The 25,027-nt window shown below is 66.6% G+C and carries 21 protein-coding genes; 10 read left to right on the top strand and 11 right to left on the bottom strand.

The annotated features are described in order from the left end of the window. Positions 1 to 51: 51 nt before the first annotated feature. Positions 52 to 4,356 carry a YhdP family protein gene (locus AC3FLX_RS22520; RefSeq protein ID WP_488699533.1) on the bottom strand — a complete coding sequence of 1,435 codons (4,305 nt, stop codon included), beginning with the start codon at positions 4,354 to 4,356 and terminating at the stop codon, positions 52 to 54. Positions 4,357 to 4,585: 229 nt separating this feature from the next. Here AC3FLX_RS22520 and glnE point away from each other — a divergent pair, with 229 nt between their 5' ends. Together glnE and rrtA are read left to right on the top strand one after the other, a co-directional pair. Beyond that, a complete protein-coding gene (glnE, locus tag AC3FLX_RS22515; protein ID WP_488699568.1) occupies positions 4,586 to 7,453 on the top strand; it encodes a bifunctional [glutamate--ammonia ligase]-adenylyl-L-tyrosine phosphorylase/[glutamate--ammonia-ligase] adenylyltransferase in 2,868 nt (955 codons plus the stop codon). 57 nt (positions 7,454 to 7,510) lie between these two features. Next, on the top strand, positions 7,511 to 8,077 hold the full coding sequence (gene rrtA, locus AC3FLX_RS22510; protein WP_488699567.1) for a rhombosortase: 567 nt from the start codon (positions 7,511 to 7,513) through the stop codon (positions 8,075 to 8,077). A 32-nt stretch (positions 8,078 to 8,109) separates the two neighbouring features. On the opposite strand, the gene mprA is transcribed toward rrtA, so the two are convergent. The 4 genes from mprA to AC3FLX_RS22490 all read right to left on the bottom strand — a co-directional run bounded on the left by mprA (position 8,110) and on the right by AC3FLX_RS22490 (position 13,046). Further along, a complete protein-coding gene (mprA, locus tag AC3FLX_RS22505) occupies positions 8,110 to 9,750 on the bottom strand; it encodes an MprA protease, GlyGly-CTERM protein-sorting domain-containing form (RefSeq protein WP_488699532.1) in 1,641 nt (546 codons plus the stop codon). A 97-nt stretch (positions 9,751 to 9,847) separates the two neighbouring features. Beyond that, complete coding sequence (locus AC3FLX_RS22500) at positions 9,848 to 10,306, bottom strand: hypothetical protein (protein ID WP_488699531.1); 459 nt, start codon at positions 10,304 to 10,306, stop codon at positions 9,848 to 9,850. Positions 10,307 to 10,343: 37 nt separating this feature from the next. Further along, the gene (gene recN, locus AC3FLX_RS22495; protein WP_488699530.1) at positions 10,344 to 12,089 is read right to left on the bottom strand and encodes a DNA repair protein RecN; all 1,746 of its coding nucleotides are present in this window, start codon (positions 12,087 to 12,089) and stop codon (positions 10,344 to 10,346) included. Between the two features lie 39 nt (positions 12,090 to 12,128). Further along, complete coding sequence (locus AC3FLX_RS22490; protein WP_488699529.1) at positions 12,129 to 13,046, bottom strand: NAD kinase; 918 nt, start codon at positions 13,044 to 13,046, stop codon at positions 12,129 to 12,131. A 118-nt stretch (positions 13,047 to 13,164) separates the two neighbouring features. On the opposite strand from AC3FLX_RS22490, the gene hrcA reads away from it, so the two are divergent. The 3 genes from hrcA (at position 13,165) to AC3FLX_RS22475 (ending at position 15,887) form a co-directional block, all read left to right on the top strand. Beyond that, complete coding sequence (hrcA, locus tag AC3FLX_RS22485; protein WP_488699528.1) at positions 13,165 to 14,217, top strand: heat-inducible transcriptional repressor HrcA; 1,053 nt, start codon at positions 13,165 to 13,167, stop codon at positions 14,215 to 14,217. A gap of 117 nt (positions 14,218 to 14,334) precedes the next feature. After that, positions 14,335 to 15,450 carry a ferrochelatase gene (gene hemH, locus AC3FLX_RS22480; RefSeq protein ID WP_488699527.1) on the top strand — a complete coding sequence of 372 codons (1,116 nt, stop codon included), beginning with the start codon at positions 14,335 to 14,337 and terminating at the stop codon, positions 15,448 to 15,450. Positions 15,451 to 15,491: 41 nt separating this feature from the next. Next, positions 15,492 to 15,887 carry an RNA-binding S4 domain-containing protein gene (locus tag AC3FLX_RS22475; RefSeq protein WP_488699526.1) on the top strand — a complete coding sequence of 132 codons (396 nt, stop codon included), beginning with the start codon at positions 15,492 to 15,494 and terminating at the stop codon, positions 15,885 to 15,887. 69 nt (positions 15,888 to 15,956) lie between these two features. Here AC3FLX_RS22475 and AC3FLX_RS22470 read toward each other — a convergent pair whose 3' ends face one another. Further along, positions 15,957 to 16,235, bottom strand: coding sequence for a hypothetical protein (locus AC3FLX_RS22470; RefSeq protein WP_488699569.1), 279 nt, complete (start codon positions 16,233 to 16,235; stop codon positions 15,957 to 15,959). A gap of 165 nt (positions 16,236 to 16,400) precedes the next feature. Between AC3FLX_RS22470 and grpE the strand changes: the two genes are divergently transcribed. Then, positions 16,401 to 16,958, top strand: coding sequence for a nucleotide exchange factor GrpE (grpE, locus tag AC3FLX_RS22465; protein WP_488699525.1), 558 nt, complete (start codon positions 16,401 to 16,403; stop codon positions 16,956 to 16,958). Positions 16,959 to 17,034: 76 nt separating this feature from the next. Continuing rightward, entirely contained in the window at positions 17,035 to 17,439 is a 405-nt protein-coding gene (locus AC3FLX_RS22460; RefSeq protein WP_488699524.1) for a thioredoxin family protein, read from the top strand. Between the two features lie 10 nt (positions 17,440 to 17,449). Here the strand turns inward: AC3FLX_RS22460 and AC3FLX_RS22455 are convergent, their stop codons facing one another. Both AC3FLX_RS22455 and AC3FLX_RS22450 read right to left on the bottom strand, forming a co-directional pair. Continuing rightward, positions 17,450 to 18,715, bottom strand: coding sequence for a phospholipase A (locus AC3FLX_RS22455; protein WP_488699523.1), 1,266 nt, complete (start codon positions 18,713 to 18,715; stop codon positions 17,450 to 17,452). Positions 18,716 to 18,886: 171 nt separating this feature from the next. Next, positions 18,887 to 19,318 carry a DUF1841 family protein gene (locus AC3FLX_RS22450; protein ID WP_488699522.1) on the bottom strand — a complete coding sequence of 144 codons (432 nt, stop codon included), beginning with the start codon at positions 19,316 to 19,318 and terminating at the stop codon, positions 18,887 to 18,889. 91 nt (positions 19,319 to 19,409) lie between these two features. Between AC3FLX_RS22450 and AC3FLX_RS22445 the strand changes: the two genes are divergently transcribed. After that, complete coding sequence (locus AC3FLX_RS22445; RefSeq protein ID WP_488699521.1) at positions 19,410 to 20,348, top strand: DMT family transporter; 939 nt, start codon at positions 19,410 to 19,412, stop codon at positions 20,346 to 20,348. Between the two features lie 87 nt (positions 20,349 to 20,435). Further along, entirely contained in the window at positions 20,436 to 21,023 is a 588-nt protein-coding gene (locus tag AC3FLX_RS22440; protein ID WP_488699520.1) for a malonic semialdehyde reductase, read from the top strand. Positions 21,024 to 21,092: 69 nt separating this feature from the next. Here the strand turns inward: AC3FLX_RS22440 and AC3FLX_RS22435 are convergent, their stop codons facing one another. Genes AC3FLX_RS22435 through AC3FLX_RS22425 form a run of 3 tightly spaced genes read right to left on the bottom strand, consistent with a single transcriptional unit; the run spans position 21,093 to position 24,328 of the window. Beyond that, entirely contained in the window at positions 21,093 to 21,818 is a 726-nt protein-coding gene (locus AC3FLX_RS22435) for a Coq4 family protein (RefSeq protein ID WP_488699519.1), read from the bottom strand. 27 nt (positions 21,819 to 21,845) lie between these two features. Next, positions 21,846 to 22,799 (bottom strand): alpha/beta fold hydrolase, encoded by a 954-nt coding sequence (locus AC3FLX_RS22430; RefSeq protein ID WP_488699566.1) that lies wholly within the window; start codon positions 22,797 to 22,799, stop codon positions 21,846 to 21,848. A gap of 11 nt (positions 22,800 to 22,810) precedes the next feature. Further along, complete coding sequence (locus AC3FLX_RS22425) at positions 22,811 to 24,328, bottom strand: flavin-containing monooxygenase (protein ID WP_488699518.1); 1,518 nt, start codon at positions 24,326 to 24,328, stop codon at positions 22,811 to 22,813. A gap of 75 nt (positions 24,329 to 24,403) precedes the next feature. Here AC3FLX_RS22425 and AC3FLX_RS22420 point away from each other — a divergent pair, with 75 nt between their 5' ends. Further along, positions 24,404 to 25,024, top strand: coding sequence for a TetR/AcrR family transcriptional regulator (locus AC3FLX_RS22420; protein WP_488699517.1), 621 nt, complete (start codon positions 24,404 to 24,406; stop codon positions 25,022 to 25,024). Positions 25,025 to 25,027: the final 3 nt, after the last annotated feature.

The following is a 25,027-nucleotide window of genomic DNA, read 5'->3' as shown; positions in this document are numbered from 1 at the left end:
TTTCGGTCTGTCTGTCGGCTTGTCGGGGCGGGCTGGGGCGGGTGGGGCGAATCAGCGCGGGTAGGCGCTGGAGCGTTCCTGTACCGGCGCCTGGCGCGGCTTATTGTCCTCCACTTTGCTGACCTTGGGGTCGGCCCAGGATCCGCTCACGTGGTAGTGCTGCGTGAACACCTTGGAGAACTCATCGGCAAACAGCAGCTGCGCCGCCAGCGTGCCGATGCCAAGCACGGGATTGATGAACGCGGCGGCCACCGACGTCGTGGTGGCGTTGATGCGCGGCACGACTTCGACTTGCACGTCCTGCGTTTCATGCAGCAGGTCCGCCGTGCCCGTCATCGAGGCCATCACCTGGCTGCCCTTGAAGCGGAATTCGTCGATCTTGCCCACGCCGTTCTCGATGGTGCCCGATCCGGTGATGTCGTCGAACACCAGGCCCTTGCTGCTCAGCGCGCGGAAGTCGAGCGTGGCAAAGCGCAGCAGGCTCTGCAGGCTCAGCACACCCAGCAGCCGCGCCGCGCCCGGATCGACGCTGAGGATCTGGCCGTTTTCCAGCTTCAGGTTCAGCCGTCCCGATAGCGTCGGGTAGTCGATCGACATCGGCGACCCGCGCCAGGCGATGCGGCCTTCCAGCGATCCCTTGCCGTCGCGCACCGTGTGGGCCAGCCCAAAGCGCTCCAGCACGTCGCCGGCATTGCGGATATCGAGCTTGAAATTGAGCAGGGTGCGACGGCCCTCGGTGGACGAAGCGTTCGCTTGTGCCGCGGCCTCGCGCAACCTGCGCGGCAGACGCCAGCTGCCGCTGCCGGTCAGCGTGGCGCCCGGCTGTTCGATGCTGAGGCTATCCAGCGTCCAGACCGGCTGGTTGTCGGTATGACTGGTGTGGGCCTTGACCTCCAGCTTGCCGAAGTCGTGCCCATGCAGCACGAATTTTTCGACGGCCAGATCCAGCGCGGGCATTTCTTCGACGCTGCGCGTGATGGCCTCGGTCATGCTATGGCCGTCATCGCTGGCTTCGGGAATGTCCAGGTGCGACAGGCGCACCGTCAGGGACCCCACCGGATTGTTGCTGTCGCGCCGCCATTGCCCGGTGCCGGTGATCTGGCGCGAAGCCATCTGCAGGTTCCAGCCGCCGCCTTCCCGATTGGCATCGATCGATACATCGTTCAGGCTGCGGCCGAAAGCATCCAGCGTTTTGGTTCGCACGCCGATGCGCTCGGGCAGGAACGGCGACGAACGGTCCACGGTTTCGGGCGCTTTGCGCTCGTCGGATGCGGGGTCCAGCAGGTTGCGCCAGGCGTCCACGTCGAGCCGCTCGGCGGTGATTGCCGCGGTCACGCCGGACGCGGGCTGCGGGGCGGCCTGGCCCACGCCAATGCCACCGGAAACCACTTCGGTCGTCTCTGCCCGGCGCAGCACGTAACGCGCGCTGGCGGCGTTGCCGAGCTGGATCGTCATATCGTCGAGCGCGCTGCGGGTGGCAGACGGCCGCAGGTCGAAGCGCAGGGGCATGTCCTGGGCGGCGAGCTTGCCCAGCGGTGGCGGCAGATCCAGGCCCAGGCCATTGAGATCGGATGCCACCTGCACCTGCAGACGCTTGTCGCGCACGCCAACCACGGCCGAGTACGCCGTGGCGCCGTCGATGCGCGCGCCAAGCGCGGCCGCGCCGGTGCCCAGCACTTCGCGCAGGCCCTGCGCCGTGGCCGTGCCGCCAATGGCCACGCGCGTGGTTCCGTCGGGCTGGGTGCCGCCGGTGATGCGGGTTTCGCCACCCACAAAGCGGCCGCGCACGTTGTTGAGCTGGAAGCCGTGCTCGTCGAAGGCGACGGCGCCAGTCGCGCCGTAAAGCGTGGGCAGCTCCGGGAACAGCGTTACGTCGTTGCCCGGGAAGCGGAATTCGCCGTTGACTTTCGATCCGGCGGCGTGGCTCAGCGGCAGGTCGAGCTTCAGCTTGAGCTCGCCGTGGCCCGGCGCGTGTGCGTTCTCGGTGACGTTGCCGGTCCAGCCGTTCACCGGCGTGGCGGCAACGTAGCGCAGGAAGCCCTGCACCGGTCCGGTGGCGCCGCCATCGATCAGCAGATGGCCGTGGTCGCTCAGGTCATCGATCTGGCCATTGACGTCGCGTAGCACGATGCCCGGAATGCCGCGCACCCCGGCCTGCTTGGCCTGGAACGACATCGTGCTGCGCTCGAACAGCAGCATGCCCGAGATGTCCGTGAAATCGGGCCAGGCCATGCCGGTGGTGCCATTGTTCGCATGGCCGTTACCGGTGCCATTGGCGGCGCCGGCGATGTTCGGGCCGGTTTCGTGCGGGGCGATCTGGTAGCTCACGTTGCGGATCGGCACCTCCACGCGGAAGTCGCCGGCCTTGGTGAACGGGGGATGGAACGGGAAGTGGTACAGGTCGCCCTTGACCAGGAACTTCACGTTATAGGCTTCGCCGCCTACCAGCGCGCCTTCCAGGTAATGGCGCGTGGCCGGCATCGTCGACGGCAGGTAGCGTGGCACGCGGTTGGCGAGTGCGCGTTCAAGCTCGCCGGACAGGTCCGCAATGCCGCTGTTGCCGTCGCCGCCCGCGCGCCAACTGCCGCGCACGGTGCCCGCGGTATCGGCATTGGCAAAGCGGATGCCGTCGGTGGTGACCACGAGTTTGTCGTTGTCGTGCCGCCAGCGCACGTCGCCGCGCAGTTCGTCGAACGGCACGAGCGGATCGTCGAAAACACCCGGAAAACTCAGCGTGGCACCGGTGCTGTCCACGCGCGCAGTGCCCTGGCGGTCGTCGAAGCTGAAGTTGCCGGACAGTCGGGTAAAGCCCGGCATGCCGGTATGAGGCTTGCCGTCGGGGCCGACGGCCGGCACCGCGGGCTGGCTGTTGATCGATACGCCACGCAGCGTGCCCTGAACGGTGTAGTGGGGCGTGCCCGGGCCGCGCGACAGCAGGCCGGCACGTTCGCGTGACCAGACGACGTCGAGGTTGTCGATATGGCCGGCCGGCTGCAGCGCACGGAGTTGGCGCAGTACGGCCGTGTCGATCGGCATCGAAGTGGCCAGCGCGCGTACCGTGTTCAGGTCGAAGGTCGGTGCGCGCAGCGCGAACTTGCGCAGCTGGCCAGCGCTACCGCGTGCCCAGTCGACCGTGACCTTGCGCATGCCTTCCCGCCACGATGCATCGGACGTGGAGGCCGGGCCGGCTTGCTGCTCGGCCTGCCACAGCAGCGTGTCGATGGTGAGCGAATTGTTGCCGTTGCGGTCACCCTTGTGCAGCAGCAGGGCCTGGGCATTCGCCAGTTTGAGCGGCTCGGGCGCCCCCGACAGCAGCAGGTCCACATCCGTCGCGCGCAGGCGCATCTGGCTGCGCAGCACATGCCCGCCCCGGAAATCGACGGTGCCGTCGGTGCTGAAGACGCCGCTCGCCACGTTGTCGAAGATGGCCAGATAACGCTGCACCACCGGCAACTGCAACTGGTTGAATGCCCAGCTGGCCTGGCCGGTCCAGTGCTGCCAGTTGCCCGCGCCGTGCAGGTAGTCGTGGCGCAGATTGGCCTGAAACACCAGCGGCTGGGTTGCCAGCGACGCACTGCTGGCGTCCAGCCGTACCGAATGCTGCGCGCCGTGGCGCTCGGCGGTGAAATGGATGTCGGCCACTTCCAGCTGGGGCAGTCCGGCTTTCTCGTCCAGCCAGCGCAGGTTGCCGCTTTTCAGCTCGATGCGGCCCTGCGACAGCAGCCAGTTCAGGAAGGGGTCGTTGTCGCCCGATTGTTTCGATGCCTCGACCGGCATACCGGCCACCAGCACGCGGCCGGTTGGCGTGCGGCGAATCAGCACGTCGGCGCGGTCGGCGGTCAGGCTTGCGAATTGCAGGGTCAGGGCCGGTACCGACTGCCACGACAGCTTGCCTTCGAGCGTGGCCGTCGACAGCAGCATCCGTTTATCGCCATCCACCGCCTGAACATTGCTGGCGCGAAATGCGGGCCGCCAGCCGTCCCAATAGGTGTCGAGCTGCCCGATCGTGAGGTTGGCCGAAAGCGCGGCCGAGCCCTGATGCTCCAGCCACTGGCGCGCGGCATGAGCCTGGGGCCAGAGCACGAAGCGGATCAGCAGGACGGCGACGATGGCCAGCGCGGCCAGTGCCACGGCGATGCGCACCAGCATGCGCCAGAGCCGGCGCCAGGCAGGATGGCGTGCCAGCGTGAACAGCCCTTGCCAGGCAGCACGCAGCCAGCGCTGGACGTGCGCCATCACGCGCCGGCCACGGCCGGGAGAGTCTGGGTGCGAAACGGGGGAGCCGGCCACCGCAACGGTGCCGTCACCGCGAGGCGATCCGGAACCGTCGTCAGGGGCGGTGGGGCGGCTGGACATGCGCAGATTATCCGACAATACTAGCCGCTCTCCAAAGTGGTGCGTACAAGCGCCACCGCGGTTTTATCGGCGCCTGCCCAAATTCAACGTAACTGGAATGACTGTCCCTGATCCGACGAGTTCCGCCGAGGGCACCGCCCCGGCATCGACCGGCCCGCAGTTCCCGACGGATGGCGCCGGAACCACATCGTTCCAGCCGTCGCCGGGCGCCGCCGGACCGATCGGCAACATGGCCCAGGGGGCCTTTGCCACGATGACGGCGCAGGGACTTACCCCCGCCGAATGCGAGGGCCACGTATTGTACTCGGCCGCGTACTCCCATTACGCGCGGCGTGTGCTTGCCGCGCGACCGGGGCTGCCGGCCATCATCGCGGACGCGGCCGTCGGACCGATCACACGGGGCTGGATGGAGGCGCGGCTGCAAGCGCTGCAGGCGCCATCGGCCGATGCCGAGGCCGCCGCGGCCCAGGCGCTGCGGCGCCTGCGCGCCGAGGTCATGTGCACCGTGATCGAGCGCGATCTGCGCGGGCTGGCCACGCTGGCCGAAATCACCGGCGCCATGACCGACCTGGCCGAGCTGTCGATCCAGTATGGGTTGCGTGTGCTCGGCGACGACCTGGCTGCCACTTTTGGCCGGCCCACCGGCGCGCAGAGCGGCGAGGTGCAGGAACTGGTGGTGGTGGGCATGGGCAAGCTCGGCGGGCGTGAGCTCAATGTATCGTCCGACATCGACCTAATTTTTCTCTACGACGAGGATGGCGACACGCAGGGCGGGTCGCGCAGCCTGTCGAACCACGAGTATTTCATCCGGCTGGGACGGCGGCTGATCACGCTGCTCTCGGAAGTTACGGGCGACGGCTACGTGTTCCGCGTGGACATGCGCCTGCGCCCGAACGGCGATGCCGGGCCTCTGGTCTGCAGCTTCGGCATGCTGGAGGAGTATCTGGTGGTGCAGGGCCGCGAGTGGGAGCGATATGCGTGGATCAAGGGCCGGGTCGTATCGGCCGTGGACACGCCGCACGCCGAACGCGCCGCCGCGTTGCTGGGCCGGATGACCACGCCGTTCGTGTTCCGCCGCTATCTGGACTACGGCGTGATCGCCGCCATCCGCTCGCTGCATGCGCAGATCCGCGCAGAGGCGGCCAAGCGCAGCGGCGGGCTGGCCGGCCACGGCGTGAACCAGCGTTCGTTCAATATCAAGCTCGGTCGCGGCGGCATCCGCGAGATCGAGTTCATGGCGCAGGTGTTCCAGCTGATTCGCGGCGGGCAGGACCCCGCGCTGCGTGTGCGGCCTACGCTCGAAGTGCTGGACGTGGCCGTGGCGCGCAATCTGCTGCCGGCCGGCCAGGCCGAGCAACTGGCCGATGCCTACCGGTTCCTGCGCCAGCTCGAACACCGTCTCCAGTATCGTGACGATGCGCAGACACACCACCTGCCCACGTCGGACGAGGAGCGCCAGGCCGTGGCGCGGATGATGGGCTGTGAGGACTGGGATGCGCTGGCCGCGCAGATGACCACGCTGATGGACCCCGTGGCGCAACAGTTCGAAGCCACGTTCGCGGACCCGTTCGCGGACGGCGAGGCGGCGCAGAACGAGCCGCTCTGGCCCGCGCTGGTGCGCGAGGAAATGTCGTCGCGCGCCACGCAGGCCAATCCGGAAGACGATGACGAGACCGATCCGGAGTCGTCGCCGTGTCAGGCGTTGCAAGCGGCCGGGTTCAGCGACTGCACGGGACTGTATGACCGCCTGCGCGCCATCGGCACATCGATGCGTTATCGCGCGCTGTCAGAAACCAGCCGTGGCCGCTTCGACCAGCTCGTGAATCGCGCGCTCGACCTTGCGGTGAAGCAGGACGATGCCGACGCCACGATTGCGCGCTTTCTGGACTTCCTCGACGCCATCAGCCGGCGCGCGTCATACCTGTCGCTGCTGTCCGAGTATCCGCAGGCGATGGATCGCGTGGCGCAGACGCTGCACGCCTCCCGTTGGGCCGCCACGTACCTGACGCGCCATCCGCAACTGCTCGACGAACTGCTGGACAGCGACGCGCTGGCCAGCGCGCCGGACTGGGCCGGGTTCCGCGACCGGCTGGCGGAACGCCTGCAGGCATCCGACGGCCAGGTCGAGACGCAGATGGATATCCTGCGCCGCGAGCACCATGCCGAGATCTTCCGCATCCTGCTGCAGGACCTGCAGGGGATGCTGACCGTGGAGCAGGTGGCCGACCGGCTGTCCGACCTGGCCGATGCGATGCTGGAAGTCACGATGCAGGCCGTGTGGCGCCAGCTGTCGACGCGTCATCGCGATGCGCCGCGCTTCGCGATCATTGCGTATGGCCGGCTCGGCGGCAAGGAACTGGGCTATGCATCGGACCTGGACCTTATCTTTCTCTACGACGACGACCACGAGCGCGCGCCCGACGTCTACGCCGCCTATGCGCGCCGCCTGATCACCTGGCTCACCAGCCATACGGCGGCGGGCATGCTGTTCGACGTGGACACGCGCCTGCGCCCGAATGGCGCGGCGGGGCTGCTGGTGACGAGCTTCGATTCGTTCCGCCGCTATCAGTTGCGCGAGGGCGATAACACGGCGTGGGTCTGGGAGCACCAGGCGCTCACGCGCGCACGCTTCTGCGCCGGTGATCGGGAGATCGGCAACCGATTCGAGGACCTGCGCGACGAGATTCTGCGCCAGCCGCGCGATGCCGTGGCGCTGCGCGAGGAAATCGTGCAGATGCGCGCGAAGGTGGCCGAGGGGCATCCGAACCCGACTGCGCTATTCGATCTGAAGCACGACCGCGGCGGCATGGTCGACATCGAGTTCACGGTGCAGTACCTGGTGCTGCTGCACAGCGGCGCGCATCCGGAGCTGACACGCAACGCCGGCAATATCGCGTTGCTGCGCATGGCCGGTGTCTTGAACCTGATCGATGCGGGGCTGGCGCTGAAAGTGGGCGACGCCTACCGGATGTTCCGTGCGCGCCAGCACAAACTGCGGCTGGACGGCCAGGACCAGGCGCGCGTGGCGCCAGACAGCGTGGCCGAACAGGCCACGGCGGTGCGCGCGGTCTGGCGAGCCGTGTTTGGCGAAGGCTGACGCGCGGTGAGCGTCGTGGCGCCGCCGGACACGCGGCAGTTGCCGGGCTGGCCCGCCATGCTGGCCACGGTGGCTGGTGTGGCGGTGCTGGCGGGCCTGTTCACGTTCGTGCCGTGGCTCCACGCGCACGGGCTCTATGTGCGCGATGCCGTGCGCATCGACGGGCAATGGTGGCGGGTGATCACCGCGATGTGGGTTCACCTGGGATGGCAGCACTATCTTGCCGACGTGGCGGCGACTGCGGGACTGCTATTGCTGGCTGGCCGCGTGGCGCGCATCCGCGAGATGCTGATCGTGCTGCTGGCTTGTGGCCTGGCGGTGCAGGTTGCGCTGCTGCGCATGCCGGCCATCGGCTGGTATGGCGGACTGTCCGGCGCGACGCATGGCCTGGTGCTATGGACCGCGCTGCGCCTGCTGCAGGCGCAAGGCTGGTCGCGCTGGATTGGTGTGGTGACCTGCGTCATTGTGCTGGGCAAGGTCTGGATCGAACAGTCGTGGCTGGCCGCCATCGTGTTCGATCCATCCTGGGGCTTCGGCGTGGTGCGCGGCGCCCATGCGGCAGGCGCGGTGGCTGGTCTGGCGTGCTGGCTGCTGCAGGAGTGGTGGGGCCAGCGGCGGCGGTGATTGACAGGCAAGCGCCTGAGCCGCGGGTGCGTTTATCGCGGCGCCTTCCGCCGCGTGCCGAAACCGATCAGGCCGATCACGAGTAGCGCCGCCGCGCTCCACGGCGAGAATGCTCCACCGCCGCCGCCACCACCACTACCCCCGCCACCCCCGCCACCGCTGCTGCCGCCCGATGACGTGGCGGTCGATGGCGGATTCGGTGCCGCCGCCAGTGCCTGGTCCGCATCGAGCAGCCCGGCGCCGCACTTGCCCGTATTGGCACTCAGCGTGCAAAAGCTGCCTGCCGGATGCGGGCGCGCCGTGTTCTTCAGTACCAGTGTCGCCTGTGCGGGCGTCAACGCCGGGTTGACCGCCAGCATCATCGCCACCACACCTGACACCATCGGCGCGGCAAAGCTCGTGCCTTGCGAGCCAACAGTGATGTAGGTGGTGGGGCTGGCCATGCCGGCATTGGTCAGCGTGCGGATGAACGACTGACTGACCGTGCAACCGGTCACGACATTGTTGGTCACGATGACCTTCGAGTTGCCGCAGCCGCCGCCCGGCGCGCTGATGGCCACCTGCGTGCCGACATTGGCAAAGCTCGCGTTCTCGCCATCGTTCGCATGGGCGGTCACCGCGATCACACCCGAACAGTCGGCCGGGGCTTCCACCGCGCCGGCCGAGTTACCCGCGGCGGCCACCACGATTACGCCCGCGGCGTTCAGGTCGTTGACGGCCTGCTGCTCGATGCTGGAGCACGTGCCGCCACCCAGGCTGACGTTGACCACGCGCGCGGGGGTGGGGTTGTTCGGCACACCGGGCACGTTCAGACCGCCTGCCCAGCGCATGCCGTCGACGGTATCGGAGAGCAGGGCGCCGCAGCGGCCCGATACGCGCACCGGCTGGATGCGCGCGTTCCAGTCGACACCGGCGATATCCGAGGCATTGTTGGTCGATGCACCGAGCACGCTCGCCACGCGCGTGCCGTGCCAGGTGCTGTTGCTTGCGCCGCTGCCATCCGGGCATGTCGAGCCGGAGGGTACGAAGTCGCCCGGATCGGTCGGGTCGCTGTCGCGGCCATCGCCGTCGACCGATACCGTGGTCGTCGATATGAAGTCATAGCCCGCCACGAGCCGGCCGGCCAGGTCGGGGTGCGGCAGGTAGCCGGTGTCGACCACGGCGATCACGATGCCGCTGCTGCCACGCGAACGATCCCATGCGCGCGGCAGGTTGGCGCCGCCCGGCACCGTCGCCGGGGCATTCATGTAGACCTGATTCACGAAATCGGGGTCGTTCGGCACGGTGTCGTGCAACCGCAGCCAGCGGTCTGGCACCGCGTCGGCCACGCGCGGATCTTCGCGCAGCCGCTTGGCTACCGCTTCCGGATCGTCGCCGCGGTTGTCCTTCACCGTCAGCAACTGCATGGCATTGGCCATCGGCCGCTTGACCGACAGCGTAAGCCCGGTGTTCGACTCCACGCGCTTCATGCGCGAGGTGTCGGCGCTGGTGTCGACGGTCTGGCTGCCGTCGCGCCAGCGCACGATGTAGTTGCCCGTGTAGACCGGCGCCTGTCGTGCCGTGGCGGACGTGTCTGCCTGTGCGGCGGGGGCGAGACCCAGTAGCGATCCGAAGACGATCAGCAGCGCTGGCAGCCCCGACCGGTGGCGAAAGTTCAGCTTGAGACGCGGCATCTGTGCTCCTGTGGAGTTCTGGTGATGCAAACTGCTACGGCTGATGAGTTGCCCGATGACCTGCTTGGCTTTTTGACCCGGCCAGTTGACCCGTACGTTACGACTTCGGCATGTCGCGGCTGTCCGGCATGGTGCGATGCGGCCGCAGCAAACGATCGGGCGTGGCCGACTCCACGCGCGGCGCGGCCTGCAGCGTGGCCACGGCCTGGTCCAGCGTCACGTCGGCGGACGCGGTCACGGCCGTCACCAGCCAGACGCCGCCAGACATCGGCCGCTTGACCATATAGCGCACCGGTCCCTTGACCTCGGCCAGCAGCTTGCCGGCCTCCTCGGACGCCGTCACCTCGGGCGGCGCGAACTTGACGAGGATGTCGCCAATGGCACGGTCATCGGTAATGCTGCCGCGCGGCGGCGCGAACGACGTTGATTCCGACGCGCATCCCGACACCGCGGTCAGGGCAGTCAGGGCCAACGCGGCAATCGCGGACGCGGTCGCGCGGCGAGCCATCCTGTATGACCTGGGATGGCCGGGCAATGGCAGCTTGCCATGTTTCATCGGTTGAAACTCCTGTTCCAGTGATCGTGGGCGCCGCTCAGCCTGCCGCGCGGCGCGGCTTTTTGCCGCCGCCCTCGGCAGGGGCATGCGCGGCGTTGGCTGCCAGACCGGCCGCGCGGGCGCCCTGCGCGAGCATCTCTTCGGCATGTTGCATGGTTGTGGCAGTCACCGTGGCGCCGCCGAGCATTCGCGCCGTTTCATTGACGCGGCCTTCGGTGTCGAGCACGCGGATGCGCGAGCGCGTGACCGCGCCTGTCTTGTCGGCCTTGCTTTCCTTGCTGACCAGCAGATGGGTGCCGGCCTGCGCGGCAACCTGCGGCAGGTGCGTGACGCACAGCACCTGGCGCGAACGGCCGAGTTCCTGCAGCCGGCGGCCAACCACTTCGGCCACGGCGCCGCCGATGCCGGTATCGACCTCGTCGAAGATCAGCGTCGGCGTGGGCGCGGCTTCGCTGGTAATCACGGAGATCGCCAGGCTGATACGCGCGAGTTCGCCGCCCGATGCCACGCGCGCCAGCGGACGCGCGGTGACGCCGGCGTGGCCGGCGACCAGGAATTCCACCTGCTCCAAGCCGTGGCTCTGGCCTTCGTCCAGCGGGTTCAGTGCCACCGCGAACGTGCCGCCCGCCATCGACAACCCTTGCATGGCGTCGGTCACGGCGGCGGACAGTGCGTCGGCGGCGACCTTGCGCGCGGCCGACAGATGCTGGGCCAGCGTCAGATAGGCGGCGCGGGACGCGGCCTCGCGGGCCAGCACCTTGTTGATGTCCTGCGCGGCCTGCAGGTCGTCCAGCTGCTGCTTGCGGGCCAGCAGTTCGTCGGCCAGCTGCTCCGGCGGCAGCCGGTACTTGCGCGCCGTGGCGTGCAGTGCCTGCATGCGCTCTTCCACGGCCTGCAGCCGTTCGGGGTCGAGTTCGAGCCGGTCGACGTAGCGGTTCAGCGTATGCGCGGCTTCGTCGACCTGCACCAGCGCCGGTTCCAGCGCGGCCAGCACGTCGCGCAGCGCGGGGTCGACATCGGCCAGCTGCTGCAGCCGGTGCACGACGCCGTTCAGTACCGACGCCACGGCGCCATCGGATTCCGACAGCGCGTCGAGCGCGGCGCGGCTGCCGTCGATCAGGCCGGCGGCATGCGACAGCCGGTTGTATTCGGACTGGATCTCTTCCCACTCGCCGGGCTGCGGGGCCAGCTTTTCCAGTTCGCCGACCTGCCATTCCAGCCGTTCACGTTCGAGCTGCATCTCGCGCGACTGGTGCTCAACCGCCTCGCGCTGCTTGACGCACACACGCCACGCGCGCCACGCCTCGGCCACGGCGCCGGCCTGCTCGGTCAGGCCGGCATGGGCGTCGAACAACTGGCGCTGCGCATCGGGCCGCAGCAGCTGCTGGTGCGCGTGCTGACCGTGGATGTCGACGAGCTGGTCGCCCACTTCGCGCAATTGCGCCAGCGTGGCCGCGGCGCCGTTGATGAAGGCCTTGCTGCGGCCCGATGCATCGACGGTCCGGCGCAGCAGCACCGTGTCATCGTCGCCGGCCAGTTCGCGTTCCTCGAGCCAGGCGTCCAGCGCGGCATGCGTATGGAAGGTGGCGCTGATGCTGGCGCGTGCCGCGCCTTCGCGCACCACGCCGGCGTCGGCGCGTTCACCCAGCACCAGTGCCAGCGCGTCGATCAGGATCGACTTGCCCGCGCCGGTTTCGCCGGTGAACACGGTGAAACCGCTTGTGAAGTCGAGATCGAGCGTATCGACGATGACGAAATCGCGGATGGACAGGCTGCGCAGCATCTTGGACCGTAGGTGGCGTCAGGCGGGAAAGTGGATGGCTCAGAGCCGGTTGTCTTCGGTCGGGTACTCGTGCCAGTGCAGCTTCTTGCGCAGCGTGGCGTAGTAGTTGTAGCCCACCGGGTGCAGCAGGTTGATCGTCTTGGCCGAGCGGCGCACGACGATCCGGTCGCCGGGCAGCAGCGACGCCAGCGACTGCATGTCGAAGTTGACGCTGACATCGCGCGCGCTGGCTACCTCGATCGTGACCTCGGCGTCGTGCGGCAGCACGATCGGCCGGTTCGACAACGCATGCGGGGCGATCGGCACCAGCACCAGGCCAGAAAGCGTGGGATGCAGGATCGGGCCGCCCGCGGCCAGCGCATAAGCGGTGGAGCCGGTGGGCGTGGACACGATCAGGCCGTCCGAACGCTGGTTGTACATGAAGTGGCCATCGACCGAGACGGCCAGTTCGACCATGCCCGAGATGCCGGACCGGTTGACCACCACGTCGTTGAATGCCAACGCCGAAAAAATCACCGCATCGTCGCGGATCACGCTTGATTCCAGCAACATGCGCGATTCGGCTTCGTACCGGCCGGCCAGCATTTCGGGCAGTGTCGTGGTGACGTCCTCGAGCGGGATGTCGGTCATGAAGCCCAGCCGGCCGTGGTTGACGCCGATCACGGGAACGTCGTGGCCGGCCAGTTGGCGGGCCAGGCCCAGCAGCGTGCCGTCACCGCCGAGCACCACGGCCACGTCGGCGTCCCGCCCGATCTCGTCGGGCGTCAGTACCGGGTAGCCGGTCAGGCCGGTGGCCTGCGCGGTTTCGCGCTCGAACACCACGTCCTGCCCGTTACGGGATATACAGGACGCAAGCTCCTCGAGCGGGCCTTCGATCCCGGCGGTCGAGTGCCTGCCCACCAGGGCAACAGTCTTGAACGGCGCGCGCGGGGCGCTGGGCTTTGAGGGGGCAGACATGGCGGGATTAGAACATACCGGCATGGCCATTGCCAGCTTCCCCCGGATAGTCCCCGCCGACGCGCGAATGACGGCCTTGACGCCCTAACTGCCCAGATTTGATTAAAATCCCGACATCATGGACGAACGTTCGAAAACGCTTCTCAAGACCCTGATCGAGCGGTACATCGCCGAAGGACAGCCGGTGGGCTCGCGGACCCTGTCGAAGTACTCGGGTCTGGACCTGTCGCCGGCCACCATTCGCAATGTGATGTCCGACCTCGAGGAAATGGGGTTCATCGCCAGCCCGCATACGTCGGCTGGCCGCATTCCCACGCCTCGCGGGTACCGGCTGTTCGTCGACACGATGCTGACGGCCCGCCCGCTCGAAGGCCCGCCGGGGCTGAGTGCCGAACTGGCCGGCCTGACGGACCAGATCCAGGGCCAGATGGCGAGCCAGCAGCTGGGCCCGCAACGGATGATCACGGCGGCGGCGCACACGCTGTCCAACCTGTCGCGCTTTGCCGGCGTGGTGATGACGCCACGGCGCGCCCAGTCGTTCCGGCAGGTGGAATTCATGCGGCTGTCCGACAAGCGCATCCTGCTGATCATCGTCAGCCCGGAAGGCGACGTCCAGAACCGCATCATCCAGACCGAGCTGGCCTACACGCCGGCCCAGTTGATCGAGGCCGCCAACTTCTTCAACACGCACTACGCGGGAATGAGTTTCAACGCCGTGCGCGACCACCTGCGCGGCGAGCTGCAGGCGCTGCGGCGCGATATGTCGTCGCTGATGCAGGCCGCCGTGGAGGCCGGCAGCAGCGCGATGGCCGAGGACAACACCGAGCAGGTGGTGATCTCGGGCGAGCGCCGGCTGCTGGAGGTGGAAGACCTGTCGTCGAGCATGGACAAGCTGCGCCGACTGTTCGACGTGTTCGAGCACAAGACCAGCCTGCTGCAGCTGCTGGACGTGTCCAGCCACGCGCAGGGCGTGCAGATCTTCATCGGCGGCGAGAGCCAGCTTGTGCCGATCGAAGATATGGCCGTGATTACGGCGCCCTATGAAGTGGACGGCCAGATCGTGGGGACGCTCGGAGTGATCGGCCCCACGCGCATGGCCTACGAGCGCGTGATCCCGATTGTCGACATCACGGCAAGACTGCTGTCGAGCGCACTGAGCCAGAACTCCTGATGCGCTGCCGGTGTCTGTCCAGTATTGGCCGCCCCAGCCGGCCGGCCAACATTTCCAGATGGTTTGGCCGATTGAATCCCCGATTGCCAGCGCCCCGGCATCCGAACCGGAATCCTCATGACGTTTTCGCCTGAACCGGCATACCAGCACGGCCAGCCGCCGCGCACCGCGATCCTGCTGATCAACCTCGGCACACCCGACGCGCCCACGCCCAAGGCGGTGGGGCGCTACCTGAAGGCATTCCTGTCCGATCCGCGCGTGGTGGAAATTCCGCGGCTGGCCTGGCTGCCCATCCTGTACGGCCTGATCCTGCCGTTCCGCTCGCGCGCGTCGGCGATGAAGTACGAATCGATCTGGCTGCGCGAAGCCCATATGACCGGGTCGCCGCTGCTGGTGCATACCGAACGCCAGGCGCATGCGCTGCAACTGCTGATGCGCAAGCTGGGGCACGACGTGACCGTGGCCTGCGCGATGCGCTACGGCAATCCGTCGATCGAATCGGTCATGGAAGCGCTGCGTCGCCAGGGCACGGAACAGATCCTGGTGCTGCCGCTCTATCCGCAGTTTTCTGGCACGACCACAGCCACGGCGTTCGACGAGCTGTTCCGTGTGCTGTCGGCCTGGCGGAATCAGCCGGAGTTGCGCCTGATCAAGCACTTTCACGATCATCCCTCATATATCGCGGCGTTGAATGTGCAGGTCCGGCGATATTGGGCCGAGCATGGCGTGCCGGACTTTGCGGCCGGCGACAAGCTGATCCTGTCCTTCCACGGGCTGCCACGGCGCCTGCTGGATCTTGGCGATCCGTACCATTGCGAATGCCTGAAGACCGGGCGGCTGCTCGGCGAGGCGCTGGGGCTTCAGCCGGGCCAGTATCAGGTGACGTTCCAGTCGCGCTTTGGCAAGGCCGAATGGCTGCAGCCCTATACCGCGCCGACGCTGGTGGAACTGGGCAAGGTGGGCACGCACCGCGTGGATGTGTTCTGCCCGGGTTTTCCGGCCGATTGCATCGAAACGCTGGAGGAAATCGCGATGGAAGGGCAGAGCGAATTTCGCGTGGCCGGCGGCAAGGACTTCCATTTCATTCCATGCATGAATGATTCCGAGGCCTGGATCGCGGGTTTGGCAGAGATGGCGCTGCAGCATTTGCAGGGCTGGCCGCTCGATTTGCCGCATCCGCATGAGTTGGAGGCGCGGCGCACGCGTGCCCAGACGCGCGGCGCGGCGGCATGAGCAAAGCTCAGGGCGCGGCGAGGATGGGAAGGAACTGAAGCATGCAAGTGGACTTCGAAGCGGATGCGCGGATGCGCATCGACAAATGGCTATGGTGCGCGCGGTTCTTCAAGACGCGCTCGCTCGCGGCCGATGCGGTGGAGCGTGGCCGGGTGACCGTCAATGGCCAGCCTGTCAAGAATTCGCGTGAGGTGAAGCCGGGCGATATGGTGGTGCTGGAAGCGCATCAGCAGCGCTGGGAGGTGGTGGTCAAGGGCGTGCCGGCATCGCGCGGGGCTGCCCCGATCGCCCAGAGCACCTACGAGGAATCGCCGGAAAGCCAGGCCCGGCGCCAGCAGGAAGCGGACCGGCGGCGCATGCAGCCGGAACCGGCCGCGCAGCTGCAGGGGCGGCCGACCAAGCGTGACCGGCGCCGTATCGACGACTTCAGAAGTTGATCAGGCAGCGAAGGAACAACAGGAATCCAGCCGGAGCGGAGCGCCTCGGCTGGTCAAGGGAAGAAGGGGTTATCGGACGTATTGGACGATGTAGTGCTTGAATACGGCCTTACCGCTGCCATACTCCGTGTCGCGCGGGGCAACCGCGTCCGAGAGACAGATGAAGGTCGTCATCGCCGACAACGCGGCAACGAGGCATAACGTCACGACAGGCAGCTTGTGCATGGTGAAGCGTCCCAAAGATGCACCAAAATGATCCACCTCTTTGCTCCCGTTATTTTTGTCATTTTTTCCTACATTGAATCTTAGTGTTTGCGTTGCAGCAAAGCAATAAACACCAGATTGCATCAAACAGGCCTTTGTAACGGCGTATTTCCGAGTCTCTGAACCCGCACACCTTGAAAAACCCTGAGGGTGTCGCCATGTGCGGCTAGACTTGCCGATTGGCATCCAATCCACCCCCCGGTCCGCAGTCAGCGCGGCCCGGTGTTTTTAGCTTTGATACGAATCGACATGGAAGAACAGAATCAGACGCCAGATCCGAACACGCAGCAGGCGGCCAATGCCGGTGCTGCGCCGGCGCCCGAGGCTGCGGCCGCCGGCGCTGACGACATCGCACGCCTGACCCAGCAGGTGGCCGAGCTGGAAGTCAAGGCCAAGGAGCACTACGACATGTTCCTGCGCGCCACGGCAGAAGGCGAGAACATCCGCCGCCGCTCGCAGGACGAGGTGTCCAAGGCGCACAAGTTTGCGATTGAAAGTTTTGCCGACAACCTCGTGCCGGTCATGGACAGCCTGCAGGCCGCCCTGGCCGACAACACCGGCGACCTGAAAAAGCTGCGCGAAGGTGTGGAGCTTACGGCACGCCAACTGGCCGCGGCATTCGAGCGCGGCAAGATCGTCGAAGTGAATCCGGTTGGCGAGAAGTTCGATCCGCATCGCCATCAGGCCATTTCGATGGTGCCGTCCGAGCAGGAGCCGAACACCGTGGTCTCGGTACTGCAACGCGGCTACACGATTGCCGACCGCGTGCTGCGTCCGGCGCTGGTGACCGTTTCGGCGCCGCGCTGACCGTCAGGTTGTAATGGATTGAAACACGCCCGGTGGCCGCAAGGTCTCCGGGCGTTGCTGTTTCTGGAGGGTCAGGATGTCCGATACGCAACAACCCCATCTCGATCACCGTGCATTCGAGGCGCTCGACATGCAGCCGGTGGACCCCGACTCGATCGATGCCGCCATTGCCGCCAGCGGAGACGACCTGGTCTGCGTCTTCTTCTGGGGCGTGGACTGCTTCAACTGCGAGATTGCCAAGAAGGCGATCCTGGCGAACCCCGACCAGCTCCGCGCGCTGAACCTGCGCTGGCTGCACACCAACGTCTACGCGCATCCGGAAGTGGGCCGCCGCTTCGGGCTGCATGGGATTCCCGTGTTCATGTTCTTCCACAAGGGCAAGAAACTGGGGCGCGCCACGGGCTGGCATGGCTATGGGCAGTTCGCGGCGGCGGTGGGCAACGCGAAGCTCAAGGCCGAAGGCAAGCCGCTGGCTGGCTGACCGCCTGGAATCAGCGGGACAGCGCGTAGCCGATGCGGAACTGCCACGGCGTCTTCTGGTTGTAGTAGAGCAGGCTTTCGCCATACCCGTAGAAGAAGCCGGCCATCAGGAATCCGGCGGTGCCGGGCAGCAGCCGCGCCAGCGGATAGGTGACCTGCGTGTCGACGCTGCCGTAGCCCTTGCGGGTGCCTTTGCGCAGCGTGGCGGCGAATTCCCAGGAATCGGGTTTGCCATAGGCGACGTTCAGGTCCACGTAGCCGCGGTAGTGCGCAATGTCCTCGTTGTCGCTCTTGCCCACGTAGGCGTAGACCTTCGGCGCCACGCGCCAATGCCAGTCGGTCTGGTCGCCGAAGTACATCGTCGGCTTCACGAACAGCGTGTTGATAGAGCGCGAATCGTCGCCAGCGCGGCCGTTCGATTCGTGTTCGAAGCCGGTGGCGATCGACAGCCGGCTCAGCACGCTGTTCTTCACGCCCGTATCGGACAGGTAGTAGTACAGGCTGGGCCGGTAGTTGGTGTCCTTGAACGGGCGCGAGTCGCCCGCCAGATCCCACAGCGAGAACTGCGTGTAGGCGAAATAGAGATTGTCCAGCACGGACTTCGAGTTGGGATCTTCGCCTTCGAAAATCCGGTACTTGAAGCTGATCTGGAACTTGGCGTTGGCGCCATCGTGGGCGCCGAACATGATGTACATCGGCTCGTTGAACGACAGGCGCTGCGCGTCGCGCAGATCGGCCGGGGCGGGCGGCGGGGCCTTGTCCTGTGCGGCGACCACCGGCGTGACCGGTGGTTTTTCTTCGCCCGGCGCGGTGGCTACCGGTGCGGCCGGGATTTCTCCTGGTAGCGGAGCGCGATTGAGCGAGACGATGACCGGGGCGGCATCGATGCCGGTCACGTCCAGCCGTACCTGGCCGCGCAGGCTCGCGGGCCAGTCGGCCGCGTAGCTGATGGTGCGATTCTCGCCAGGCCGCAGATTCAGCACGGCAGGGCCGCTGCCGACGCGCTTCAGTTCGATGCGAATGGGCGCGGCCAGATCGCCCGAGGCCGTCACCTGCAGGGTGTCCGGGACTGCGTAGCGGCGGGTGTCCGCATCGGCACTGACCAGTACCGTCAGCGTGAGCGGACGTGTTCCGTCCACCTGGCGTGGCGGCTGCAGTAGCGCCACGGCGCCATGTGCGTGGAGTGGCGTCAGCAGCGCGCCGCAAACGGCGAACGCGGACAAGGCTGGAGCGACCGCGCACCGGCAGGCGGCGCGCAAGGGCACGGTGAAAGGCATGGAGCGTCGGCACGCCGCACCGAAAGCACAACCGGCATCGATCCGGTGACGCGGACGTGGCAGAAGTAGCGATGGCGGAAGCCTACCACGTGCTGTAAAGGCACCTTGTGACGAATTGTTCGCAACGGAAGACCGTAGGGCGACCAATTCGTGCCGGGATCGGCGTGGAAATCAGCCAGCAGCGCGTCGTTTGATGTCGTCGACGTACGCCTGGCCGTCAGGCGGCATGCCATTGCGCTGGGCGTTCCAGAGCATCTGGCCCAGTGCCTCCATGATCTCGTGCTGCGCCGCGTGCGGCGAATCGAGCCGGCGGCTCAGGGCCTCGTAGGCAGCGCGGATACCGGGTGGCTGGTCGATCGAAACCTGTTCGGAAATCGAAAGGTGCATCGCCAGGTGCAGGAACGGGTTGGTCTGACCGTCTTCGGGCGTGTAGTCGCGGGTGAGCGCGCCTTCCGTGTCGTCCAGCAGGGCGTGGTATTCGGGATGCTGGTCGATCCAGTCGACCGCGATTGCCTCGAGCGGCGTGAGGACATTGCCCGCTACGCGCTTCTGCCATGCTTCGCAGAAGAAACGGCGGACTTCTTCTCTTGAGGGATTGAACATGATGGCCGCTATTGTAGTGCAGCGGTCCGGATGCTGCCGATGCGGCCGGGCGCGTGAGTAGAATGCGAGCTTTCGGATCTGTGCTGCCAATATGACTGCTTCCGCCACCGGCACCCTGGGCCAGGCCCGCGACAAGTTTGCGGGCGTGCTGCTGATTGCGCTGTCCGCCAGCGCCTTCGGCGCGATGGCCATCTTCGCGCGTTTTGCGTATGCGGCCGGTGCCGATGTCTATGGGCTGCTGGCCGTGCGGTTTGTCGTCGCGGCAGTGGCGATGGGTTTCGTGATGCGGGCGCGGGGCATCGGGCTGCCGCCGCTGCGCCGTCTGCTGGCGCTGGCGGCGATGGGCGGTATCGGCTACGTCGGCCAGTCCTACTGTTTCTTCACGGCGCTCAACCATGCGCAGGCGAGTCTGGTGGCGTTGCTGCTGTATCTCTATCCGCTGTTCGTGACGCTGCTGGCGGCGGTCTTCCTCAAGGAAAAGCTGACCACGCCGGCCGTGATCGCGCTGGTGCTGTGTTCGGTCGGGGCCGGCCTGACCGTGGGCGGCGGCGAAGGCGAGCCGCTTGGGATTGCGCTGGGCGTGACCGCGGCGGTGATCTATTCGATCTACATCGTCGTGGGCGCGCGCGTGACGGCAGGCGTCAATGCCATCGCCACGACCACTGTGATCTGCTCGGCCGCTGCACTGGTCTATGTGACCGTCGGCATCTTGCGCACCGGCGCCGGGGTGCCGCCGCAGTTTCCCGCCACGGCGGGTGGATGGCTGGCCCTGCTGGCCATCGCGCTGATTTCCACCGTGCTGGCGATCCTGACGTTCTTTGCCGGGCTGCAGAAGCTGGGAGCGGCGAAGGCGTCGATGCTGTCCACGCTGGAACCCGTGGTGACCGTCGTGCTGGCAGCCGTCTTGCTGGGGGAGCATATCGGTCCCACCCAGGCCGTGGGCGGCGGGATGATCGTGCTGGGCGTCTTATGGCTCACCCGCAGGGCCAGCGGCACGCCGCCACTGGATACCGCCGACGAACGGAATTGAATGGGTTCATCAAACCGCTTGTGGGTTGATTACGCCCGCTTGGGTACAATTGCGCCTTCTTCCTTCACAGAACCCGGAAAACGCGCAATGAAATCCGTCGATCAGGCCGCCATCGCACAATTGTTCACCGAAGCCCGCACCCATAACGTGTGGCAAGACAAGCATGTGGATGATGCGCTGCTGAAGCAGATCTACGAAGCGATGAAGTTCGGCCCGACCGCCGCGAACAGCTCGCCCGCCCGAATCGTGTTTGTGAAGTCCGCCGAACAGAAGGCGCGCCTGGTGGATTGCGTGTCCGCTGGTAACGTGGAGAAGACCCGCTCGGCACCCGTGACGGCGATCATCGCGTTCGATAACGCTTTCCACGACCAGCTGCCCAAGCTGTTCCCGCACGCCGATGCCCGTGCCTGGTATGCCGGCAACGACGAAAAAATCGCGCGTGACGCGCTGATGAACAGCTCGCTGCAAGGCGGCTACTTCATCCTGGCCGCACGCGCGCTGGGCCTGGATTGCGGCCCGATGGGTGGTTTCGATGCCGCCAAGGTCAACGCCGCGTTTTTCCCCGACGGCAAGTGGTCAGTCAATTTCCTGATCAACCTGGGTTACGGCGAAGCCGAGAAACTGCACCCGCGCCTGCCGCGCCTGTCGTTCGACGAAGCCTGCCGCGTGGTCTGAGCCAGACGCCCCTCGCTGCAAACAAAAAGGCGACCCAATGGGTCGCCTTTTTCGTTCTTGCGTGCCGGCTCAGGCCGTCCATTCCTGCATCGGATTGCACGCGAGGTAGCGCACCGGTTCGGCGATACCCAGGCGGATGCGTGCCGCGTCGATCGGTTCGTTGAGCAGCCGTTCGTAGTCCTCGCCCAGCAGCCAGCCCGCGCGCCGGCCCAGCCGGTAGCCCTCCAGCACCGCCCGCGCAAAGGCCAGGCTGCGCGTCACGCGCCAGCTCTTCAGCGATGCGGCGATGGCGATGAAGGCCCAGCCCTTGCCGCCAGTCTGCGCGTAGCTGAACGCCACCAGCGCGGCTTCTCCCAGGCTTTCGTCCGCACGATATCCGGTCAGCACGTGCCAGATATCGTGGATGTCGCGGGTCCGCCGGCCAAACCACATATAGGCGTCCTCGACGATCGGCTCCTGGTTCAGGTTCGAAACCTTGGCCAGACCGTCGGCGCTGTAGCCGGTTTTTTCCAGGAAGGCGCGATATGTGGCGCCGACCGTGCCGGGTGCAAAGCTGGCGATATAGGCAGGGTCCGACAGCTTTTCCGCAAGCTCGATGCGCTGGTAGGCCATGCGCCGGCCGTCTGGCGTGCCGAGCAGGCGGCTGTAGTTCCTGGGCATCGACGGGCCGTTCAGCGCGCGCATGATCTTGAAGACCTGCTCGGTGTCGTTGCCGTCCGCCAGCAGTTTGCGGATGGCCTGAAACGCGGTACCCAGGTCGCGCCTGTATGGGTTGAAACCGGTGGAAGAAGCCATGTCGGGTTTCCTTTCGGTATTGGCGGGTCAGGCGGTTGCCGGTTCACGCAGCCTGGCGGCCGCGGTGCGCACGAAATCGACGCTGGTATCGATGGCGGTGACTGGCAGCATATGCCCCCCGGTGACCAATGTCAGCCGGGCGGTAGGCAGCCTGGCGACGAAGGCCTCGCCATTCTTGCGATAGTCGAGGATACGGTCTTCACGCCCGTAGAGGATGCTGACCGGCACGCAAAGCGCTTCGTATTGCGCCACCAGCGGCGGCAGGCTGTGCGCGGCGCCTATCAGATCCTCCGAGGCGCCAAGGAAATGGCCGGGCCGCAACGCCAGCAGACCGCCGCCGCGTGTGGGAAAGTCGGCCGGCACGGCATCGGGGCCGAAGACGATGTCCATGACCTGTTCGCGATTGCGGATCGACATCGGAATCAGCAACGTCCATGCGATCAGCTTGCGCATCGCCGCGCTGGGGATCGTCATGGCCTTGAAGACCGGCGAAATCTCTTCGGGCGGGTGCGTCAGCGGTGCGATCAGTGCCAGTCCGCCCACTTGCTCCGGATGATAGGTGGCCAGCGCCAGCGCAATCGCGCCGCCGAGCGAATGGCCGACCACGAGCGGTTTTTCCAGCCCCAGCTTGCCGATCAACGCGGCCAGCGTGTCGGCCTGCGCGCGCAGATCGGCGGGCGCGCCTGGCGTGCGCGTCGACCAGCCAGCGGCCGGGCGATCGACGGCGATCACGCGAAAGTCCTTCGCCAGCGGCGCGACCATCCCGTAGTCGAAGTTGGCGAGTTGCCCGGACAGGCCATGCACGAGCAGCACCAGTTGCCCCTGGCCTTGTTCGACCACGTGCAGGCGCGCGCCCGGAACATCGATAAAGCGGCCCGTTGGCGGCAAGCCGGCCTCGATCTTCCGCACGGTGCTTCGGGTGAACAGGAAGAGCAGGCCGAGCAGCGCTACGGCCAGAGCCGCCACGATGGCGATCAGCATCAAGAGGATGTTCAAGATTGAGCCTCGGCAAGCGGGTCGTTGTTTGGCATCGCGGCGGCCTCTACGCGGTCGAAGCGCAGCACGCCGTCGTCGATACGGCCATGACGGATCGTCAGCATGTCCATCAGGTAATTCTGATACACGCGCCACGGTTTGCGGTGTCCCTGTTTCGGCAGCACCGAGGCAGCGCGCTGCACGTACCCCGACGAGAAATCAAGGAACGGCACCGTTTGCACCGACGAATCGATCTCCGGCATGGCGATCCGGTAGCCGCGCCGGTCCATGAACCGGAGCAGGCGGCAGACGTACTCGGCGGTGAGGTCGGCCTTGAGCGTCCACGACGCATTGGTGTAGCCGAATGCCAGCACCAGGTTCGGCACGTTGCCCAGCATCATGCCCTTGTACGCGAGCGATTCGGATGGGCGGCGCGACTGGCCGTCGACGGTCAGCGCGATATCGCCGAGCATGTTCAGCTTCAGTCCGGTGGCCACGACCACGATGTCGGCCGGCAGCGTCTGTCCGGACTTCAGCTCGATGCCATCGGCGGTAAATCGTTCGATCTGATCGGTGACTACCGACGCGCGGCCATCGCGGATTTCGCGGAACAGGTCGCCATCGGGCACCAGGCAGACGCGCTGGTCCCAAGGGTTGTAGCGCGGCGTGAAATGGGTGCCCACGTCGAAACCCGGAGCAAGCTGGGCGGCCGCCATGCCGACGATGCGTTCCTTGACCTTGGCGGGGCGCCGGCGCGCAAGCTGGAACAGGAACATGCCCAGCAGCACGTTCTTCCAGCGCGTGGCGCGGTAGGCCAGATGCTCGGGCAGCACGCGCCGCAGCTTGTGCGCGATGGCGTCTTCGCCGGGGCGGGTGACGATATACGTGGGCGAGCGCTGGAGCATGGTCACGTGCGCCGCCGTTGCCGACATGGCTGGTACCAGTGTGACGGCGGTGGCGCCGCTGCCGATCACCACCACGCGCTTGCCGGCGTAGTCCAGGGTCGGGTCCCAGAACTGCGGATGCACCATCCGTCCCTGGAATGCTTCCTCGCCCGGAAAGGCGGGGCGGTGGCCTTCGGCATAGCTGTAGTAGCCCGCGCACACGTAGAGCATGCGGGCGCGCAGCCGCTGGCGGCTGCCGTCGGCCGCGCGTTCCGCTTCGATGGTCCAGCAGGCTTCGGCGCTGTGCCAGGCGGCGCCCACGGCCTTGTGGCCAAAGCGGATGTGCCGCGTAATGCCGGCTTCCTCTGCGGTTTCGCGGATATAGGCCAGGATCGACGGTCCGTCGGCAATGGCTTTGGCGCCGCGCCAGGGCTTGAAGCGGTAGCCCAGCGTGTACATGTCCGAGTCCGATCGGATGCCTGGGTAGCGGAACAGATCCCAGGTGCCGCCGACGGCATCGCGGGCCTCCAGGATGGCGAAGCGCTTGTCCGGGCAGCGCTGCTGCAGTTGCCGGGCGGCGCCGATGCCGGACAGGCCGGCGCCAACGATCAGGACATCCAGAACATCGTCATCGGGACTTTGAGGGCGCATGACGGCTACCGGGGGCAAGTTGGTATTCTGACAACATAGGTTGTCAGAAGCCATCTGACAATAGGGAATGTCATAATGGCCGCCATGACCACCGAGCTATCTCCCGCCCGCCGCTACCGTGGCGCCGAAGCCGAAGAACGCCGCGCCCAGCGGCGCGAGCAGTTGATTGCCGCCGCCGTGCAGGTCTACGGCGAGCGGGGTTATCAGAACGCCACGGTCAAGGCCGTGTGCGAGGCCGCCGGCCTGACCGAGCGCTATTTCTATGAATCGTTCGCCAACAGCGAGGCATTGCTGCTGGCATCGTATGAAACGGTCACACACCGGTTGCTTCAAACGCTGGTGCGAGCAGGAGAGGAGGCCGGTGGCGATGGCGAACATCGCGCGCTGGCCATGTTGCGGGCCTATTTTGGCGCGCTGCAATGCGAGCCGCGCTCGGCGCGCGTGTTCCTGGTGGAAATCCGTGGGGTCAGCAAGCTCGTGGATGAGGCGCTGGCGGTGTCCCTCTGCGACTTCGGTGCGCTACTGGCCCGGACACTGATGCGGCCCGGCACGCCCGTCGATCCGATGCTGGCCGCCGGCGTGGCCGGCGGGGTGGTGCATGTGGCGCTGTACTGGATTCGCAGTGGCTATGCACCCGACGTCGATACCGTGGCGCGCACCGCGCTTCAGCTTGCGCTGGTACTCAGGCAGGACTAGCGC

This window comes from Cupriavidus sp. 291-E7 (assembly GCF_057798835.1).
This window is presented reverse-complemented; position numbering and strand designations above follow the sequence as displayed.

Bases quoted from the DNA above. Each gene is read 5' to 3' on its own strand.
- AC3FLX_RS22520 (WP_488699533.1), bottom strand. From the start codon at position 4,356: ATGTCCAGCCGCCCCACCGCCCCTGACGACGGTTCCGGATCGCCTCGC.
- glnE (WP_488699568.1), top strand. From the start codon at position 4,586: ATGGCCCAGGGGGCCTTTGCCACGATGACGGCGCAGGGACTTACCCCC.
- rrtA (WP_488699567.1), top strand. From the start codon at position 7,511: ATGCTGGCCACGGTGGCTGGTGTGGCGGTGCTGGCGGGCCTGTTCACG.
- mprA (WP_488699532.1), bottom strand. From the start codon at position 9,750: ATGCCGCGTCTCAAGCTGAACTTTCGCCACCGGTCGGGGCTGCCAGCG.
- AC3FLX_RS22500 (WP_488699531.1), bottom strand. From the start codon at position 10,306: ATGAAACATGGCAAGCTGCCATTGCCCGGCCATCCCAGGTCATACAGG.
- recN (WP_488699530.1), bottom strand. From the start codon at position 12,089: ATGCTGCGCAGCCTGTCCATCCGCGATTTCGTCATCGTCGATACGCTC.
- AC3FLX_RS22490 (WP_488699529.1), bottom strand. From the start codon at position 13,046: ATGTCTGCCCCCTCAAAGCCCAGCGCCCCGCGCGCGCCGTTCAAGACT.
- hrcA (WP_488699528.1), top strand. From the start codon at position 13,165: ATGGACGAACGTTCGAAAACGCTTCTCAAGACCCTGATCGAGCGGTAC.
- hemH (WP_488699527.1), top strand. From the start codon at position 14,335: ATGACGTTTTCGCCTGAACCGGCATACCAGCACGGCCAGCCGCCGCGC.
- AC3FLX_RS22475 (WP_488699526.1), top strand. From the start codon at position 15,492: ATGCAAGTGGACTTCGAAGCGGATGCGCGGATGCGCATCGACAAATGG.
- AC3FLX_RS22470 (WP_488699569.1), bottom strand. From the start codon at position 16,235: ATGCAATCTGGTGTTTATTGCTTTGCTGCAACGCAAACACTAAGATTC.
- grpE (WP_488699525.1), top strand. From the start codon at position 16,401: ATGGAAGAACAGAATCAGACGCCAGATCCGAACACGCAGCAGGCGGCC.
- AC3FLX_RS22460 (WP_488699524.1), top strand. From the start codon at position 17,035: ATGTCCGATACGCAACAACCCCATCTCGATCACCGTGCATTCGAGGCG.
- AC3FLX_RS22455 (WP_488699523.1), bottom strand. From the start codon at position 18,715: ATGCCTTTCACCGTGCCCTTGCGCGCCGCCTGCCGGTGCGCGGTCGCT.
- AC3FLX_RS22450 (WP_488699522.1), bottom strand. From the start codon at position 19,318: ATGTTCAATCCCTCAAGAGAAGAAGTCCGCCGTTTCTTCTGCGAAGCA.
- AC3FLX_RS22445 (WP_488699521.1), top strand. From the start codon at position 19,410: ATGACTGCTTCCGCCACCGGCACCCTGGGCCAGGCCCGCGACAAGTTT.
- AC3FLX_RS22440 (WP_488699520.1), top strand. From the start codon at position 20,436: ATGAAATCCGTCGATCAGGCCGCCATCGCACAATTGTTCACCGAAGCC.
- AC3FLX_RS22435 (WP_488699519.1), bottom strand. From the start codon at position 21,818: ATGGCTTCTTCCACCGGTTTCAACCCATACAGGCGCGACCTGGGTACC.
- AC3FLX_RS22430 (WP_488699566.1), bottom strand. From the start codon at position 22,799: ATGCTGATCGCCATCGTGGCGGCTCTGGCCGTAGCGCTGCTCGGCCTG.
- AC3FLX_RS22425 (WP_488699518.1), bottom strand. From the start codon at position 24,328: ATGCGCCCTCAAAGTCCCGATGACGATGTTCTGGATGTCCTGATCGTT.
- AC3FLX_RS22420 (WP_488699517.1), top strand. From the start codon at position 24,404: ATGGCCGCCATGACCACCGAGCTATCTCCCGCCCGCCGCTACCGTGGC.